This window comes from Mucilaginibacter sp. NFX135, from assembly GCF_048565145.1.
Lineage (GTDB): Bacteria > Bacteroidota > Bacteroidia > Sphingobacteriales > Sphingobacteriaceae > Mucilaginibacter.
Window position 1 is genome coordinate 394,705 of the sequence record NZ_CP183412.1, and the last position, 18,420, is coordinate 413,124.

At 44.7% G+C, this 18,420-nt stretch carries 13 protein-coding genes; 8 read left to right on the top strand and 5 right to left on the bottom strand.

The features are described 5' to 3' along the window. Positions 1-195 precede the first annotated feature (195 nt). The 6 genes from ACNURT_RS01700 to ACNURT_RS01725 all read left to right on the top strand — a co-directional run bounded on the left by ACNURT_RS01700 (position 196) and on the right by ACNURT_RS01725 (position 11,124). Positions 196-4,224 (top strand): PKD domain-containing protein, encoded by a 4,029-nt coding sequence (locus ACNURT_RS01700; RefSeq protein ID WP_419700272.1) that lies wholly within the window; start codon positions 196-198, stop codon positions 4,222-4,224. 32 nt (positions 4,225-4,256) lie between these two features. Continuing rightward, positions 4,257-8,003 (top strand): DUF6443 domain-containing protein, encoded by a 3,747-nt coding sequence (locus tag ACNURT_RS01705; RefSeq protein WP_419700273.1) that lies wholly within the window; start codon positions 4,257-4,259, stop codon positions 8,001-8,003. Positions 8,004-8,009: 6 nt separating this feature from the next. Next, positions 8,010-8,405 (top strand): hypothetical protein, encoded by a 396-nt coding sequence (locus ACNURT_RS01710; protein ID WP_419700274.1) that lies wholly within the window; start codon positions 8,010-8,012, stop codon positions 8,403-8,405. 316 nt (positions 8,406-8,721) lie between these two features. Continuing rightward, complete coding sequence (locus ACNURT_RS01715; RefSeq protein WP_419700275.1) at positions 8,722-9,699, top strand: hypothetical protein; 978 nt, start codon at positions 8,722-8,724, stop codon at positions 9,697-9,699. 7 nt (positions 9,700-9,706) lie between these two features. After that, positions 9,707-10,120 carry a hypothetical protein gene (locus tag ACNURT_RS01720; RefSeq protein ID WP_419700276.1) on the top strand — a complete coding sequence of 138 codons (414 nt, stop codon included), beginning with the start codon at positions 9,707-9,709 and terminating at the stop codon, positions 10,118-10,120. Between the two features lie 362 nt (positions 10,121-10,482). Continuing rightward, a complete protein-coding gene (locus ACNURT_RS01725) occupies positions 10,483-11,124 on the top strand; it encodes a hypothetical protein (RefSeq protein WP_419700277.1) in 642 nt (213 codons plus the stop codon). A 739-nt stretch (positions 11,125-11,863) separates the two neighbouring features. Here ACNURT_RS01725 and ACNURT_RS01730 read toward each other — a convergent pair. From ACNURT_RS01730 to ACNURT_RS01740, 3 genes are all read right to left on the bottom strand, one after another. Beyond that, entirely contained in the window at positions 11,864-12,763 is a 900-nt protein-coding gene (locus ACNURT_RS01730; protein ID WP_419700278.1) for a HEPN domain-containing protein, read from the bottom strand. Between the two features lie 68 nt (positions 12,764-12,831). Continuing rightward, positions 12,832-14,283, bottom strand: a complete 1,452-nt coding sequence (locus ACNURT_RS01735; RefSeq protein ID WP_419700279.1) for a hypothetical protein — start codon at positions 14,281-14,283, stop codon at positions 12,832-12,834. Positions 14,284-14,524: 241 nt separating this feature from the next. Next, on the bottom strand, positions 14,525-15,355 hold the full coding sequence (locus ACNURT_RS01740) for a HEPN domain-containing protein (protein WP_419700280.1): 831 nt from the start codon (positions 15,353-15,355) through the stop codon (positions 14,525-14,527). 172 nt (positions 15,356-15,527) lie between these two features. Here ACNURT_RS01740 and ACNURT_RS01745 point away from each other — a divergent pair, with 172 nt between their 5' ends. Next, positions 15,528-15,947, top strand: coding sequence for a helix-turn-helix transcriptional regulator (locus ACNURT_RS01745; protein WP_419700281.1), 420 nt, complete (start codon positions 15,528-15,530; stop codon positions 15,945-15,947). Between the two features lie 31 nt (positions 15,948-15,978). Continuing rightward, positions 15,979-16,365 (top strand): RNA recognition motif domain-containing protein, encoded by a 387-nt coding sequence (locus ACNURT_RS01750; protein ID WP_419700282.1) that lies wholly within the window; start codon positions 15,979-15,981, stop codon positions 16,363-16,365. A gap of 311 nt (positions 16,366-16,676) precedes the next feature. Here ACNURT_RS01750 and ACNURT_RS01755 read toward each other — a convergent pair whose 3' ends face one another. Both ACNURT_RS01755 and ACNURT_RS01760 read right to left on the bottom strand, forming a co-directional pair. Continuing rightward, positions 16,677-17,603: a DUF5712 family protein gene (locus ACNURT_RS01755; protein WP_419700283.1), complete on the bottom strand. Its 927-nt coding sequence runs from the start codon at positions 17,601-17,603 to the stop codon at positions 16,677-16,679. A gap of 12 nt (positions 17,604-17,615) precedes the next feature. Continuing rightward, complete coding sequence (locus ACNURT_RS01760) at positions 17,616-18,170, bottom strand: BfmA/BtgA family mobilization protein (RefSeq protein ID WP_419700284.1); 555 nt, start codon at positions 18,168-18,170, stop codon at positions 17,616-17,618. Positions 18,171-18,420 lie beyond the last annotated feature (250 nt).

Genomic DNA, 18,420 nt, shown 5'->3' on the forward strand with positions numbered 1-18,420 from the left:
AACGAGAATATAATTAAATTGCCTCCTGCATAATATATTCCAACCAAAAGTTAATTGAAAATAATATTTTTCTCCGTGTAATAAAAATTAAATAATATGACTATTATTGGTTAATTTAATTCACTGAAGACTATCGACTTACCTGCTCCCTAAGCCGATAATCTCTTGTGCAAAGGCCGCTGTTTGCAGGTGTTTTTGCAGAAAATAATCATAGTACCTGAACTTTTCATCAATTCCAACATGGGTAAAAATTTACTTTCGTTTTTCACGGTCGGCTTTTCCTTAATCAGCACCGTAGTTTCCGCGCAGAACATGGTCAGTGTGAACCCACTGACGGGTGCCTCCACAGTCAGCATTCCGGTTTACACGATGAGCGCCGGGCAAATGGCCCTGCCGGTCAGCCTGAGCTATTATGGGAACGGGATCAAGACCAAAGACATGGAAGGCACAGCGGGCATGGGCTGGCAGCTCAACGTCGGCGGACAGGTGTCCCGGATGGTTAAAGGCCTGCCTGATGATGTGACCAAAGATGACGCTGGCAACCCGCGGCTGGGCTGGATGAGCAGCCTGGATACCGCGGCTAATAGTATCGCCGGTTTTACTATCGCTAATAACGGCAGCACCTGTGCGAATGAAACGACGGATATCAGTTATATCAACAGCCATTTTTCGTACCGGAATGACTCCGAACCAGATCGCTTCTCGGTCAATGCCCCTGGTTTATCCTGCCAACTGGTGTATGACCGGGCCAGCAATACTTTTAAACCGGTAAATTACCAGGACCTGACGATCACTTACCTGACCGATCCCACATCCCACCTGATCACTTCTTTTACCATTACCAATGACAAGGGAATCTCCTATTTTTTTGGTAATGATATCGATACTTTTCCCGCCAATAACAAAGTGACCCGGAAAACGATCGCCGGGACCAACGTTTACTTGAAGAACAAATACCTGCAATACCAGTACGGCATCAGTTATTACGATACCTGGAGCCTGATCAACATGACCGACGTCAGTGGTAATACCATTGTGTTAAATTATACCACACCTTCACCATCCAAGGCTACGACGGATACGGTCGCCCTTTTTGTCGGTGGGGCCACATCCGCCGCGCTGCAATACCGCGTCAGTGAAACCAATACACCATATACCCTGCTGTCGATCCAGGCCTATAGCGCGTATGGGGTGTCGCCTACACAACTGAATTTTAACTGGACAACCAGTACGACCGGGCAAACGGCGATCTCCTCCATTAACTTAAAGAATGGCAGCCTGGTTGCCCGGAACTTCCAGTTCGGATATAGTTATGTGACCTATACGCCCACTGGTTTCAACCGTCTGTTTTTAAGATCATACAGTGAGCCCCTCTGCGGTTCGCCGGTTAATTATCAATTCGCCTATGCCGGGGAAACAGTTAGTGGCAGTTCCTATACGACCACGCTGCCCGACTCTTCGCAAAATAAATATGATTACTGGGGCTATTATTCCACCGCACCGGGCAGCAGCACGTCAAGGCTGCCTACTATTTACGTCAATCCTTCCACAACGACTTATCCGCGTTACCTGGTCCGGGCTTCCGCTTCAGCCGGTACGGCCTATACCTATACGCTGAGCGGGGTCAGTCGGGCTGTCGACCCGGCCAATATAGCGGCGGGATCGCTGACCAAAGTCATTACGGCCGAAAAAGGGAATTCGAATATCATCTACGAACCCAATGACTATTATGATGTCCCCTCGGCAACGACGGTACAGGGGGGCGGTATCCGGGTAAAGCAGATCATTGATTCAGTCGGCACCGGCTCTACGAATAATATTATCCGAAATTATGCGTATACCAATCCGGCCTCCGGCGCTTCCAGTGGCAAGCCGCTATCCCTGCCGCAATTCGGTTTTACCACACCCTATGGCGGCACCAATACTGGGCTGGCCTTATGGACCAGTGCCAGCGTCCTGTCATCGCATGACCTGTCCGAAGAAGACCATACCATCCTGTATGAATACGTCAAATTCAGCCAAACCGGGGCGGGCAGTACCGTATACCGCTATAGCATACCGGCTACTTACTGGGATGCCAGCGCGGTTCCGGTGTGTAGCGGCTGTAGCACGATAGACTGGACGCCGACGGTCAATGATGTAGCCCGTACCAATTGCACTTCCACCTATGGGCCGGTCAGCAATGCAGTATATGCCTATCCCTTTATTCCCAATGCCAATTATGATTTTGAGCGGGGTCTGCCGATCAGCACGATCAGCTATAACGGGGATGCCACACCCAAAAAAGTAAGTGAAACCTATTATACCTATCAGCGCTCCTTTACACCCACCGCCATCACCGCTTTCCGGGTGGAGGATAATGTGAACGGTGCCCTGCTGGTCAAAGCCTATAACAAATACACCGTTTATTATAATACGGGTGAACTGACCACCAAGGTGGTCAATAAAGTGTACGACTCCCCGACGCTGAGCCAGGCCCGGGCGGACAGTACGATGTATACCTATGGCAGCACCAACCATAAGCTGCTGACCCAGCAGCAATCCACGAACAGTGATGGCAGTGTGATCACCAGTAAGATCAGCTATGTTAAAGATTACACCGCGGCTTCCGGGACGAATGCCAATGTAACGGCGATCTATAACCTGCAGCAACAACATATCAATGCGCCGATAGAAAGTTACCAGCAGGTAACCCGTGCCGGAACGACCAAAACGATATCGGCTTCCCTAACGCTGCTTAAAGGCGTAACGCCGGGAAGCAAGACCCTTTACCTGCCTTCCCGCCAGTATCAGATGGTCCAGCCGGACGGCCTGTCGGGTTTTGCACCGATGACGATAGCGGGCCAGGTGCTCAACTTTGATTCGACCCATTATGTCCGCACGGCCAATTATACCGCTTATGATAAAACGGGTTTCCCGCTGACGGTAGATGATAACTTTAAACATATCAAAACGACGCTGCCACACCATTTCGCGGGCCAACCCATCGCGGTCTTCAACAACGCCGCATACGGGGAAATCGCCTACGAGAATTTTGACAGCGACCAGCCCGGCGCCACGCCCTATGGTTTTACCATCGCGGGTACCAGTTCTTACAGCCCGGTGGGCAGTCACGCCGGTAATGCCGCTGGACTAAGCTCCGGCATGCAGACCGTGAGTTCCATAACACTGACCAGGAATGCTGCGGCCGCTAACTATATTTTCTCGATCTGGATCAATGCGCCAGCTTCCGGGACCCTGAGTCTGACATTAACCGGTATCAGTACCCATCCCACGATCAGTTATCCAGCCGGTGGCTGGACCTATTATGAGCTAAAAATTCCGGTGAGCACATTATCTTCCAGCTACACGGTCAGCTTTACCTCAAGTACGAATATCTCCATAGATGACATCCTGTTCTACCCGGATGTATCCAGTGTGGCAACAGCAACCTATGACCCGGTTTATTATTATAAAATCGCCGCGACCAATACAAATGGCGTTTCGGCCTATTATACCAATGATAACTGGGGCCGGGTCTTGTATGCCTTTGACCAGGATAAAAACATCGTGCAGAAAAATACGTTTATTACCGCCCAAGATGCCGGTGCCCATTATACTTATCAACCCAGTATCTACGGAAGTACCAGCGTCACCAATACCACGCCGGTCTCTTTCAGCATAACCGGTTCGGATCCATGTGCGGCAGCGGGAACAACGGTATCCTGGGATTTCGGGGATGGCACCAAAGCGTTGACCGCAGGGCTGATCAGCCCAACACATACTTATCATGGCAGTGGGACCTATACTTTGCGGGATACGATCCATTCCCCCCTGTATGGCAATATCATCACCGCGCCGAAGACTATCACGGTATCGCCTATGCTGGTTCCGCTCACCTACAGCAATTTTACCACCAGTGGCGGCAACATCACTTCGGTCATTTTTACGCCCGTCGGTGGCGGCACCAGTTACAATTTTACCGGCAGCACCTTGCAGGGCGGCCAGGTATTGCAGGGTAATTACTCGGTACAGATCAATTTGACCGGTGCGACACATTTTAATGCCGGTACAGGGGCGGGATATAACGCCTTGGTCCTGAGTACGCAGGCTGGTGTCTATTCCTGCGCAGACTGGGTTTCTTCCAATTCCTATACGTTCAGTATGGACCTGCGCAATGCGACGACGCTGGATTTCCAGGTATCCACCTTTGACTGCTCCCATTTCTCGGGGGGTATCGAATAACCATCACCCAAACCATCAAAGAGGACCGAACCATGAACCGCAAGCTATATCACACCTTTATCATATACACGATCCTGCTCCTGGCAGGCATTGGAAAAACAGTTGCCCAGACTCCTCACGGCTTTGTGCAGCAGGAAAATATCAAAGTGCCCGGCATCACGACCGACTCGGCACTGTATGCGCTGACCAATACACAAAAACAAACCACCCGCGTTTATACCGATGGTCTCGGCCGTACGCTGCAAAGCATTGCCGTACAGGCCAGCCCTGCACAGCGCGACCTCATACAACCGATGGCCTATGATAATCTGGGCAGACAGGCCATCAGTTATCTGCCTTATGCGGGCCAGGCCACAGATACTTCCGGCAGCTACCGCTCTACAGCGATCAGCACGGCGCAACCCAATTTTTATAACCAGAGCTCGCAATACCAGATCGCTACCGACGCTAACCCTTATGCGCAGCAAGTGTTCGAGAACAGCCCCTTACAACGCGTATTGCAGGCCGGTATGGCCGGGAACGGTTTTCAGCCAACCAGTGGCCAGCATTACAAAACGGTCAGCTACCGCTTTAACAGCAGCGCTACGGATGGCAATATCCTGGCCTGGAACTTCGACGGTACTTTTACTACAGGTACCTATTACGCCAACAACACGCTGGCCGTGACCGATGGCAAGGACGAAGACAATACCGAAACGCTTAGCTTTGCGGATGCTGCCGGCCGGACCATTTTAAAACGGCAGGTACTTAGCAGCGGTAACCTGGATACCTATTACGTGTATAATTACGCGGGGATGCTGAGCTATACCATCCCGCCGCTGGCAGTCAATAAGTTGGCGACCAATAGTTATAACCTGACTACCGCACCGCTCAAAAACCTGGTGTTCCATTATCTTTATGATACGATGGGCCGCCCGGTAGAAAAAACGGTACCAGCCCAGGGTAAGCTATTGATCGTCTATGATCCTTATAACCGCCCGGTGCTGATGCAGGACTCCAATATGCGGGTAAGCAACCAATGGAACTATGTCAAATACGATATCAAAGGGCGGACGGTGAGCCAGGGCATTTATGGCGACGCCACGCATATCGGCCGTGTAGCCATGCAAACCTGGGTCAGCGCCAACTATGGTACCAACTGGTATGAAAGCCGTTCTACATCCGGTTCAACGGGTTATTACACGAATGTGGTTTTCCCATCCAGCAGTATCGCGGCATTAGCTTATGCTTATTACGATGATTATGACGTGGATATGAACGGTACACCCAATTTCAGCTACGCGGCCCAGGGCTTACCCGGTGAAGGTACCGCGACCGCGGCGGCGGTCAAGGACATGCCTACGGTAACCTCCCTGGCAACGATCGGTAGTGGGATTGCCACAGGCACCTGGATCACCAAAGCCACTTTTTATGATAAAAGAGGTAACCCCATACAAACCCAGAGCAATAACCAGTTGTACAATACCGGCATTTTGACCCAGACGGATAAAAGCACCACTGTACCGGATTTTACAGGTGTACCGCAGGTGACTAAAGTCTCCAAACAGAGCGGGGCCAGTACTACGACCACGGTACAAACCAGTTTTACCTATGACCACCGGAACCGGATCACTTCGGTGAGCCAGGCCTATAACGGCGGCAGTTCTTCCGTAGTAGCGGCCTATACCTATAACGAACTGGGCCAGGTGATCAAAAAAGGCCTGGGTTTCGTGAGCGGCAGCACCTACCTGCAGAATGTGGATATGCGCTATAATATCCGGGGGCAGTTGCTGAGTATCAATAACAGCAAGCTGAACAATGATGCCGGGGTGACCAGCAGCGATGCCAATGACGTATTCGGCCTGCAGTTGCTGTACGACAAGACGGATGCTAACCTGGGTAATACGGCTTACTATAACGGTAAAGTATCGGCGGTCAAATGGATGAGCAGGGATGGCAGCGGCACCAGTAGTTATGAACGGGCTTTTAAGTATTACTATGATGCCCTGAACCGGGATACCGCAGCCATCTACGCCGAACGCACTACGGCCGGTACGGGAGCTTTTACGACTACCCACGGTTGGGATGAGGACCGGATCAGCTATGACCAGAACGGGAACATCCTGAGCCTGTACCGCAACAGCGCCACGCAGGGGGCAGGCACGCATACCGGTATCGACAACCTGGCCTATACCTATAGTAGTACGAATCCTAATCAATTACTATCGGTGGCTGATGGCACAACTGCCAGTTACACCGGGGCTGGTTTCCGCAACCTGACTGGCGGCTCAGGCAGCTATACCTACGATGGCAATGGCAACCTTACTTCCGACCCCTATAAAGGCTTTTCGGGTATCGCCCATAATGTACTCAACCGCACGGACAGGATCTACTTCAGTTCATCAGCTAACCGCTATATTGATTATAGCTACAGCATGGACGGCACCTTGCTGAAAAAACGGCAGTATGATAATGTGGGCGGCGTAGCGACTTTGCAGGCCACGACGGATTATATCGATGGTTTTGTATATTTGAATGGAACCTTACAATATTTCGCTATGCCCGAAGGACGCGTATTAAATAGTGGTGGTACCCTGACAAGGGAATACACCATTGCCGACCAGCAGGGCAATGTACGGGTCACTTTTGACAATACGGGTACGGGCGGTATAGCTAAAGTAAGGCAGGAGAACAGCTATTATACTTTCGGGCTCATCATGCCGGGCAGTACGGTAGCGACACCCACGAACGACAACAAACACCTGTATAATGGCGGCAGTGAATGGCAGAACGATTTTGGTAACCTGCCCGATTATTATCAGACTTTTTACCGAAGCTATGATGCTGCCCTGGGACGATGGACCGGCGTTGATCCTTCTGCCGAAAGCGCGGAAAGTATGACGGGTTATCAATATGCGATGAACTCGCCCATGACAATGAATGACCCCCTGGGAAATATGGCGGAGTTTCAGGATTACGCAAAAGCAGATCAGTTAGGCAATACCGTGCAATCCAGGATGGATGACTGGTTGAATACGGCTGCGGGTGCAGCAGCTGCAAGGATGGATGCTGATTACCAGCAATCTGTGCGAAGCCAATATTGGAGCACCGTTTTTTCGAAAATTGATAACCCTCTTGGAACTACAGGGATACATTATACGTATGATAATGGGCAGATTGTGAGTCAAATGCCAAACGGATTTGTTTATAATAGTTATTCACAAGTACAACATTATATTGAATCCTATGATGACGGGTTAGGACGCCGTTATGAAGTTGATCATCAATCAGAAACACAAATAACGGGTATTGATATCAATACAGGTAATCGGAGTGGAGATAATTCGTATGATGCTATGTTTTATGCGAATGCGATAATTGGCTATCAAGGCGCCGAATTGTCCTTTCTTTCTGATGCTCACATTGCAAATGACATTTATCATCTACAAGCAAATGGAGTTGTCAGAACAGTTTTAAGTAGTTTTATAAATAATAATTTTGTTAAAAATTCATGGAATAAAGCTTTAAACGCCGGATCGAAATTTGAGGTATATGGTCAAGGCCTAGCAGCTGTAAGCGCCGGACTAACGGTATTGAATGTAATAAATAACAGGGGGGTTAAACCCTCCGACGTTATTAACTTGGCAATGGCTGGACTATCGGTTTCCGGTTTTGGAAGTTTGATTGCTGGAGGCTATTTTGTAACTGATATAGGTTTGAAATTTTTTACAGGAAAGGGTATAGGAGACCGAATTGACGAAGCGGTAAATACACCTGATCATAAATTAATAAGTTGGTAGCAAATAATGAAAGAGATAATAAAATATTACTTGGTTAGTTTTTATTTCTTATTTAAAAGAAAAGACAATAATGTAAGGGCAATTAATAGTGCTTTTTACTATTATTTTTTGCATTGGATTTTAATAGGAGGAATTATTTTAGTGGGTCTGTTAAAGGTTTTTCCGGGATATAAACAATTACAGGCAAAAGAAAATTATAAAACATATTTTGAATGTTTTAAATTAATAATTGGAGTTGTAATTTTTAGCCTATATATATATACATATAATAAAGCGAGAAAAATTATCATGCCAGATGAAAATATTGAGCAACCCAAAAGGCTTCAGAAGTGGATATGTTATTCAACTTTACCAGTATTGGTTATAATATTGGCATTAGTTTTAAAATATTTAAAATATTAATTAAAATTTCTGCGATAACAAAAGCGAAGAAGACATTGTGATATTTGAGCTGATAATACACCATTGCTGATCAGCAGGGCAAAGTACGGGTCACTTTTGACAATACAGGTACGGGCGGCACGGCCAAAGTACGACAGGAAAACAGCTATTATGCTTTCGGCCTGATCATGCCGGGCAGTTCTGTAGCGACCCCGACCAACGACAACAAACGACTGTATAATGGTGGCAGTGAATGGCAGAACGATTTCGGTAACCTGCCCGATTACTACCAGACTTTTTACCGAAGCTATGACGCGGCTTTAGGTAGGTTTACGGGGTGGATCCTTCTGCGGAAAGTGCGGAAAGCATGACCGGTTACCAGTATGCGATGAACTCTCCCTTGATGATGAATGATCCGTTGGAGAATGCGGCCAGGCTACCGGTGGAAATACCGGCGCCGGGGTCACCTGGTTTTAGCAGTAACGGGACTTCGCCAGATATTACAGCTGGAGATATGGCCAATGAATTTGGGACCGGATTTGGGGGGATTCCGATGGGGTTTGGCGGCAGCGGTGGAGGAGGCAGTGGCGGTGGTTATTCGGGTATTTTGGCAGGTACGTTTGAATCCCGTTTAGGGGCCTGGGAGCAAAGCTCCACGGCTGCAGGGTTAGCAGTCAGTCAAATTACTTATGAAAACCCTAATGCTAGAATCAGCTATCACCAGGTGCTTAATAGTTTTGAAAATGGACCTAACCCTGTAACCGGGGGCTATTCGTTTAATTATGACACACCGGCGCCAGGGGGATGGGGTGTGGTTGGGCATACGGTTAATGCTTCTTTTAATTATGGTGATGCCAATCAGGGGGGATGGCCATGGTCTAGTAAATCGGATCCAGCATCATGGGTCTTTACCACTGCGTCATCAAACAGGAATGTTCAAACAGCAGGTGTTACTGGAATAGATTTTAGTAGACATGATATAAGATATAGCCTAAGAAATGATGAGTTAACTGTAATAGCTGTACACGTACGACTCCCAACATTATATTTTGAGTATCCTAAAATCACTAATATGTTCTTCAAAAACAATGAAGTACTAACATCGGGATTTGCAGCATTAATAATGGCCCGCGCTACAGACAGGGCCGTAGATCAACTAAGAGGTTGGTTTGATGAACAAGAAAACCCAACGGAGTGGAGTACTCAAATCCAATTTATGAAATTTTTAACCGGACAGGTCTTAAGAGATGGAGGACGGGTAACACCTGCTCCAAATTACGCACCAGTAATTGTTACACCTTACAGAAGATTATAAATCAAGCATGAAAGAATTACCTTACTTCCTGTCACTTATAAAGAGCAATGTTCTTTTGTGGACAATAATAACAACTCATAGCCTTACAAATATCAATTTAGAAGGAACTACTCATGGATATTGGTCAAACCAATGCTTAGAATTTAGAGACTATTCGCTGAACAAGACCGAAAAATTTAAAAGCATAAGAATAACGGATAATGAGTCTAACATGATGCTTGACTTTTATACAGATAGTGATAAATACATACGAAATGCAAATTATTATTTCGGAGATGCTTTAAAGAATCAGGATACTTCAGCTGTTAAGCGCTTTGAGAAATTAGATATTGGGTTAGATATGCCGGTTGATGTTGAGATTACAAATTATGGGGGTGAATATGGAACGGTCATAGGCATAACAGTTCACAAAAAGAAATAAGGAAGTTCCTTAATTAACTCAAAGTCCGGCCACACCAGCCGGGCTTTGTTTTTTTAGATCAGGCTATCGGTATAGCTGTATATACAACTATCTGTATCCTGTTAATGTGTTTGTTTTTTATGCTGCAAGTTGTGTTTTGTGGCACCCAAAAACCTACTTGCCTTTGCCGGTAGCAAAGGGATTGGCAAACCTGCGCGACTTGGTTTGCCTTATTTAGCCACAGGGAGTATTCAGTACAAATGTGTCATATAGGTAGCAAAAGTGCATTATATGGTACATGAAAAAAGTTTTCCCTATTTGCAGTACTTGGCCTGCGAACCTTTAAAATAAAGGCGTTAGATGGACTTACGCATGAAATTCATTTGAGCCATGAAGTTGGAGATCAAAAGTTAGTAATAACAAGTTTAAATGATAGGATAATTATAGATGATTTTATAGGATTTAGTGAAGAGATATTTATTTTAAAAGAAAGCTTTTTATCTGTACACTATACCGTCCGATCCGGCTCAAATCAATCACGGGAACACCTGTTATTACTATGCATAAACAATAACAAACTCTATGAAGCACTTCATGCCATATCCCTTTCAACGTACGATGTTGTTAACGTATATGATAAAAAGGCTGATTCGCTCAAACTATTCGATGAACATGGGAAATATGGGCTGAGTACAAAATTAATTTGCATTGACAAAGATCATTATAAATTAAGCGTTAATATTCAAGATGAGAGCAAATCCAAACGAGATCCCAAAACAGATCACAATTATAATAAATTAACAAATTTAAATTTTGATATGAATCGAGGCGTTTTTTACAGCACTTTTAAAGACATCTCAAAATACTTTACGATTTATGACCCTAAAGCTCGAAAGGAAATAAGACAATATATAATGGGAAGATATCCAGCGATAGAATTGGGAAAAAATAATTACTATTACATAAATAATGGATGGTACGAGGAGGGTTATGATGATCACTTATTTAAATATACTTATAAATGAGTAATGTCTATCCTTTGCTGGCACACATGGAATAGATTAGAGTGTATCTCCCGCCGCAAGCACAGCGTCTGTAGGGGTAGTGTATCACTCGGGTAGTTATTAAGTTAATAGTTTGATAATCAACGTTAATAAGAATGTACTACATGGGAGACCTCAAAAAGGATCGTACTTAAGTATCATCCTTTTTTTATTTTGGTGAATATTTAGGCTGGGTAATGTGTTAATCGGGTTTTTACTAAATTAATAATCTGATAATCAAGATGAATAAAGTTGTACTACATGGGAAACCTCAAAAAAGGATTGTACTTAAGTACAATCCTTTTTAATTTAGGCAATTATTTAGACTGTAATTGGCTGGAAACTGAATACGTATATTAAAGCTGTTGTTAGTTCAAACTGTTACCATTGCTTTGGACCAATCATTAAGTTAACTAGATATGACACCCACATCTCGCGTGTGTCATATAGTTTCTGCGCGTTTGTATGGATGTTGCCTGATATAAATTAACAATAGAATCAAATACATATAAATAGCTTAATGAAATACCGGCTGGACTGGGAATATATATTTCCTTTTGCCCAAACAGCGATTGTAAATAATAGAATTTATTTAAGATTCAATTACGTCCTCTAAAACTTTCAAAATGCAGATATAGTGTATTATAAGTATATCCATTTTGTGTAAAGAATAGGACAGGACTCTAACACCTATTTGAATAAATTATCTAAATGTGTGTTTTCAGACTCCCCCAACAGCCGGCCTATAATCCGCGTGGCTGGCTGCTACCTTCTGCGCCGCTTTAGTCAACAGTCCTAACTTCCGGAAACTGACAACATCAACCTCGTCCACAAATACAGTAACCAGCTCATACAACTCACAAACATCATCCTGGTCAGCCTTAAAGTCACTGCGGTAACGGGTTGTGGAATAGCTTTCTTTCAATAATTCGAATAACTGCCTTTGCCGTGTTGTTTTGCGTGGAAATAATAAAGTTAGTTCCGGAGCAAAACATTTGATCAGATCCAAGAGCCGGTCTAGGTTATGGATCTCGCAGCGGTAACTCAGATATAACCTGATGGCCTGGATACAGGCCTGTTCCGTTGCCTGGTGCAACTGGAAAAGGGCATTGTTGTGAAATCCTATTTTCATACAATCTTTGGCTGCATACAGAAATCCCCTGGCCATATCTTTCCTATGCCGATAAGCGCTTTCGGCCAGTTGGAGAGCGAAAGCATGGTCAATGTCCGGCGGAACATATTGATCACTTCCCTGGTCATCCCTAGTGTATAATACCACACCATTCCGCAAAACATAGTTATAAAAAGTCTTACCTTTTTCCAGGGACACCTGAATAGATTCCCAGCTTTGGGCGACTATGGTGATTCGTCCCTTATTAAAATGCCGGTTAGCATAATCCTGAATTTCATGCATCAGGCTGGCGCGGGCGTCAGGCAAGATGATCACCAGGAAAAAATGGAAGGACTCGTTCAATGCTGATTTTATAAAACAGCCGGAAGTTGACCTGCTTTCCTGTACAGATCCAAAGCAAATGATCTTTTCCGGATTATACTTCCCGATAAGGCCGGGTAGGAAATTATTCAATACCTGGCTCCCCTTGTTGATATGTTCATTGGTCATGATCTATATATTATGCGTTGTTTGTTGTTAATGAAATGTTATGGGCAAAAGGGTACGGAAGTTAAGGGCTATATACCATCCCCGGCCAGGTTTTCTATGATCATAAACAGGTTCTCTGCCATGCCTGTTAATTGCACGGCATCTGTTTCTTTGATCACGAGTTTTTGCCGTTCTTCCTCCGGGTAAACGTTCCATAGTAAATGGTACAATTCCGGCTTACCCTCGGCAAGCGTTTCAAAGAAGTGGTTTATCTGCTCCGTGAAAAGCAGCGTCATTTTTATTAACCGTTGAAACTTCGGGATAGTCGTCTGAAACCCTGTTCTTAACTGGATCAACCCTAAAAGCGATATTTCCAAAGACTGATGTAGGCTATATAAAGCCATGTGGTAATCCTGCTGCCGGATATAGTGATGGCTGCTTTTAAAATACGGCTGGCTTATCTTTTTCCAGGAGGCCCATGTATGTTTGGTATCGGTATCAGCTATTGAACTGCCTGCTTTTTGCTTTTCTATTGAAAAACCATCGGCCTGGTAAATGATAACACCATGGCTGAGTACATAATCCAGGAAGCATCGGTCCTGATCATTAGTTCTCTGTGCAATGCGGGCACTTTCCATGATGATAAAGACAGGCACTAAGGCGGCATTTGCACGTTCCAACTGTTCGCTGAGCTTATGATTCAGGAAATACCGGCTGTTGTCAATTAAGATGTATAGGAAATAAGTAAAAGGATCTTGCAGCGTTTTGATATGAACGATAGCGTTAATCATGGGTTCCTTTTTGAGGATCAGGTTGATGACCTCTTTTAGTCCCCATTTTTCAGCCGGTGTCTGACTTAACTGTACAGGACTTGATGCGATATCAGAAACTACTTTAAGGGAATCTTCAGGATCATCATTTCCGGGATGAGTTTTGTTTTCCTCCCGGTATTCCATTTTTAAAACCGGTTTTTCCCGATTCCGCTGATTGATCAGCCAGGCGGAAGCATATAATTTATTCAGGTGTTCGTAAACCGTAATCACGTCTGCTGGGGATACGGATTCATCTACGGGACCTTTAGTCAGGGCAGCGTATATCCAAATGGACAAATGATCCCGGAATTTTTGGAGTTTGATCTTTTTGAAGGCAGCTTTGACAGGAATATAAGGATCTGCCAGTTCTGCTTTGGTCAGGTTATCCGGGAACCAGGACCATTCTTCTCTTTCTTTATCCAGTTGCTCGACGCTTATCATTTTAGGACGGGGGAAAGCATCCTGGTAAGCCAATAATAACAGATAAAGACCTTCTATTAACTTGACATGCAATTCATAGATGTACAGCAAGTTTTCTGGACCGAACATTTTGTTTTTGTAATGTTTGGCAGTAATCACCAGATTCCGCCATTTTTTTAATTGTTTAAAATGCCCCTTTGGAAAATCATAGCTATAAAAATCCCGTATAACATTCAATGGATTTTGTACTTCAGAGAAGCGCAGGAATTTTGGATAGTGATCCCAGGGAGCAGGTTTATCGCTATACATACGATTAGTATTTACCCGGCCTCCATTGACCGGGTATCACAAAGTTGAAGACATGACCTTTGCTAACCTATTCTTAAGGCTTCTAACGAAGAACGTTAAGCGAATAATTTATCTCCTGCAAATGCATTATAAATAGAACAATCTTAATGAATTGTCGCCCAGCATAAATTCACAGGGTAGCAGGCACGGCCGGTATGTATCCCGGCCGCTGCCTGTTTGTTCCCTGTGTCCTTAGCGGTCCTTATGTACGGTTCTTTAATGACAATTGGAGGGTAAGGTCCAGAAATGTTTTGATCAGCGTGCATAGCCTGTCCGCATCATGATCTGTTACCGTATAGCTGTCTGTGTACCTTACTTTGCTGTCGCTGTTTGCCAATAAGTTAAACAAACGTTTATCCTCTTTAAAATAACGACCGAATAAAATTGAAGGATCATACGAAAAGCAATTGCAGAAGGTGAGCAAACTGCTTAGACTATGCATTTCGGAACGGTAGCCTGTGTATAGCCGGATCAGGCCTCGGCAAGCTTGTTCTGTTGCCTGGTGAAGCAGAAACAGGACATGATGATAATGGCCTTTTTCATAGCTATCGGTGGCGCATTCATAAAAACCATGGGCTAGATGATAGATATGTTTAAAAGCATTTTGATCTTTAACCATCCTTTGTCCTATTCCCCCCAGGACGATCTCTGCTGGTATAGAATGGCTTTTTGAAGTGTGGAGAAATGTACCATTGCGTAAGGTATTGACAAAAAAACGATCTTTTTGACTAATCGCCTCTGTTACCGCTTTAAGCTCATGCACGATCAGGAATACGGACGTCTTATATTTGTTGTTGATCAGGTCCTGTATCTTGTAGCCCGCAAGGGTATCATCCGCAATGATCACCAATAGATAATAGAAATTCTCTGTTTCCGTATATGGTATGAGAAAACAAGTGTGATTATTCGTATGAGAATACAATACGCCAAAACAAATGATCGCTTCGACCTGAGCGCGGTTTTTCAATAATTGCAATATTGGCTCCAGTTCCGCCATTTGCTGATCATGAAGTCGGATTTGTATATTTTCCATGGGCCTATTGTTTGAACAGATCAAAACTCTGCAATCGAGAGCTTCTATATCATACCCAAGGCCAAGTAAAAAGAAAAACATGCGCCTATATTATCCCCTTATTATTTCTATTTTAGGGAAAGAAGGCCTTCTTATTATTTTTCTTAATTTTGAACAAATACAACATTGACTTATGACCACTACAGCAGATAATACCAATCATATTCACCAGGGCCGCAATATTAAACGTTTCCGGGAAATGCTCGGCTGGAAACAGGAAGCACTCGCTTACGCTCTTGGTGATGACTGGAGTCAGAAAAGAGTATCTCTTCTAGAACAGAAAGAGGTTATTGAAGAAGATATTCTAAACCAGGTAGCTCAGATCTTGAAAGTTCCTGTTGAAGCTATTAAAAACTTCAATGAAGAAAGTGCTTTAAATATTATCTCAAATACATTTACAAGTAATGACACATCAACTTTAAATGCTATTAATTACCAGCCGACATTTAATCCATTAGATAAGGTTATCGAGCTATTTGAAGAAAACCAAAAGCTATACGAGCAATTATTGGCAAGTGAACGAGAAAAGGTTGAAATACTAAAAGGTAAATAACCTTACTCTAACCACCTACCTACCTAAACCTATGATCAAATTATTTATGAGCGGTTTCCCGCTCGACATCAGTGAGCTGGACATAGCCAGGCTCATTGCCCCGCATGGCGATCTGGAAACGATCAAGATCGTCCGGGACCGAAAATACGGAAAATGCAAAGGCTATGCGTTTGTAGAAATGAAAGATGAAGCCGGAGCCAACCGGGCCATCGCGGCCCTGCATGACCAACCATCAGGCGACCGATTGCTAACCTTAAAAATTGCTACCGAACCGCAGGTTATATCCATCAAAAGCAAAACGAACGCGGAGAGACCTGCGCATCCATATGTCAAAGTTGCCCGGCCCGGAGAAACCATCAGGAATAAACGTCCCAGAAAAGTTTTCCAGGTAACAGATCCCAGCCGTAAGGCTTTCTGAATCCAAAATCATTAAACACAGCGGGTCATTGCTCCGCTTAAACAACCGGAGCTGTTAGCAGGGAAACTGTCAAGGGCCCCGATTCTATCATCGGGGTTCATATACCCTTGACCGTTTTCCTGCGCGGCTAATTTTGTGACCGCGGTGCTGTGACGACTAATCTTAGACAAAGGAGAGGGAAAACAGGTGTGCCGAGGTGACGAAGGCACGCCTGTAGCGCGATGGCGAGGCTGGCGGTGGAATGCAGCCCGGAGCGAAGCCCGTGGTGGTATTTCACCGCATGCCGCAGCCATAAGGCCAATAAGCATCTATCACATCGATTGACCATGACTTTGATCCAGGTTATGCCCGCGCTTCTTTTTTCTCTTGCGCTTTTTATCCTCATCCTGTGCAGGCACAGCATGAACACTTTGCCCATCCAGTAAGGTAGCTAAAAGTCCTTTCCCCTGATGATGGCTTTGCTGCCTTTCTATTTTAACCGCATGTTCCTGCTTCTGCTGTTCTTTGACCTCCTGCTTTTGTTCATAAGAACCATGCTTTAAAGTATTGGCATATTTAAATGATTCTTTGATCTCCCGGTCATATCCAAACCGGCTGTCAAATAACTTTTCCGTAGCCTCCTTAAAAGCTACCCGGTCAAACTGGCCCACTTGCTGACTATGCACGGCATTGGTACCCCTGGAATTATTCAAAGGGCTTAACTTGATACGATTACTGGCGTCCTTCCTGCTGACAATGATCTGGATGTGCATTTGTTCTCCCGGCTTCCTATCACCTCGCTTTACTTGTCCTTTTCTTACCTCCAGGTCTTTATACGTGTAGTATCTGTAATTCTCCAGCTTCCCGTAATACACCAGGTCCTGGTTACCATCAATGCCATTTCGTTTAAAATTCTTAGCGTAGGCGTCCATCACCTCGTTAGCATAACGTTTTAATTGCTCTTTAGCACCCTCTTCTCCCAACTGGGATTTCAGATAAAGCAGCTCTTTTTTACTCGGGCTGATATTGATGAGAAAAAACTTGGCATCATCTCTGGACAGCTTAGCTATATTGTTATCGATGCCTTGCCTTACTTCGTAAGCCTGAATATTATCTCTTTCGGGGTTGAACCAATATTCCGGCCGATAGCTTTGCTTTAACTGTTCTGCTAGGCGGTTTTCTTTTTCCAGATAGGCTACCAATTGACTGCTGCTGCCTTTGTTATTCCCTGTTTCGCTTTTGGTAATATTCACATACATGCTATCAATTCCTTATAAGTTCCTCAACATACTCCTGACATATTTGATCAGCTCATCTTTTTCTACCTGCTTGGTCAGCATATTCATTTGCTCCCTGTTTTGGATATAGTGCTCCAGTATCTCTGAGAACCTGCTTTTGAGTGTCTTTTTATCATACTGAGCGGTATCCAATCCTGACAGGTATTTGGCGATCTGATTAATATTTTTTGACTGTTCTGCATAAGCAGCTTTTTGCTCGTCATTATACTTCAGGATATGATGATTAAAGAAATCTACGATCTTACCTTGTACGGTAATGATCCGCTCCGAATCTTTCTTCATGGGGATCAATAATTCCTGCTCCTGTGTTTTGATAAAAGCCACGATATTATCAGTCTTGCGATTGATCGCATTTTTAAGCAGCTCATCATTCAGGTCCCTCGGATCTTTCTTGCTCTTGTAGAAATAATCCACCATATAGATAAACAGATCCAGCTTGGTCAAGCCGTTCTTATTGGCAATAATTTGCAGCTTTTCATCTGTTTTAACCGGGAACCTGATGGTTTTTATATTTTCATCTTTGGTCATACTCTCTCTTTTCTTCAAAATCAGTATACCGCCGGGTATACTAAAAACATAACCTATCGTATTAAGCGGGGGGTAAAGTATACCGCAGGTATACGCGAATCGGCTCTGCCCCGCAGGGCGAGCGGAAAAAGTCGGGTGTGCCCGACTTCCGCTCGCTCACTTCGCTTTCGCGAAACGACCGCCGCTTTTCTTCCTGATTTGCGAAGCAAATCATTACCGGTGCAGCCCTTTGCTGCACCCGGACTTATAT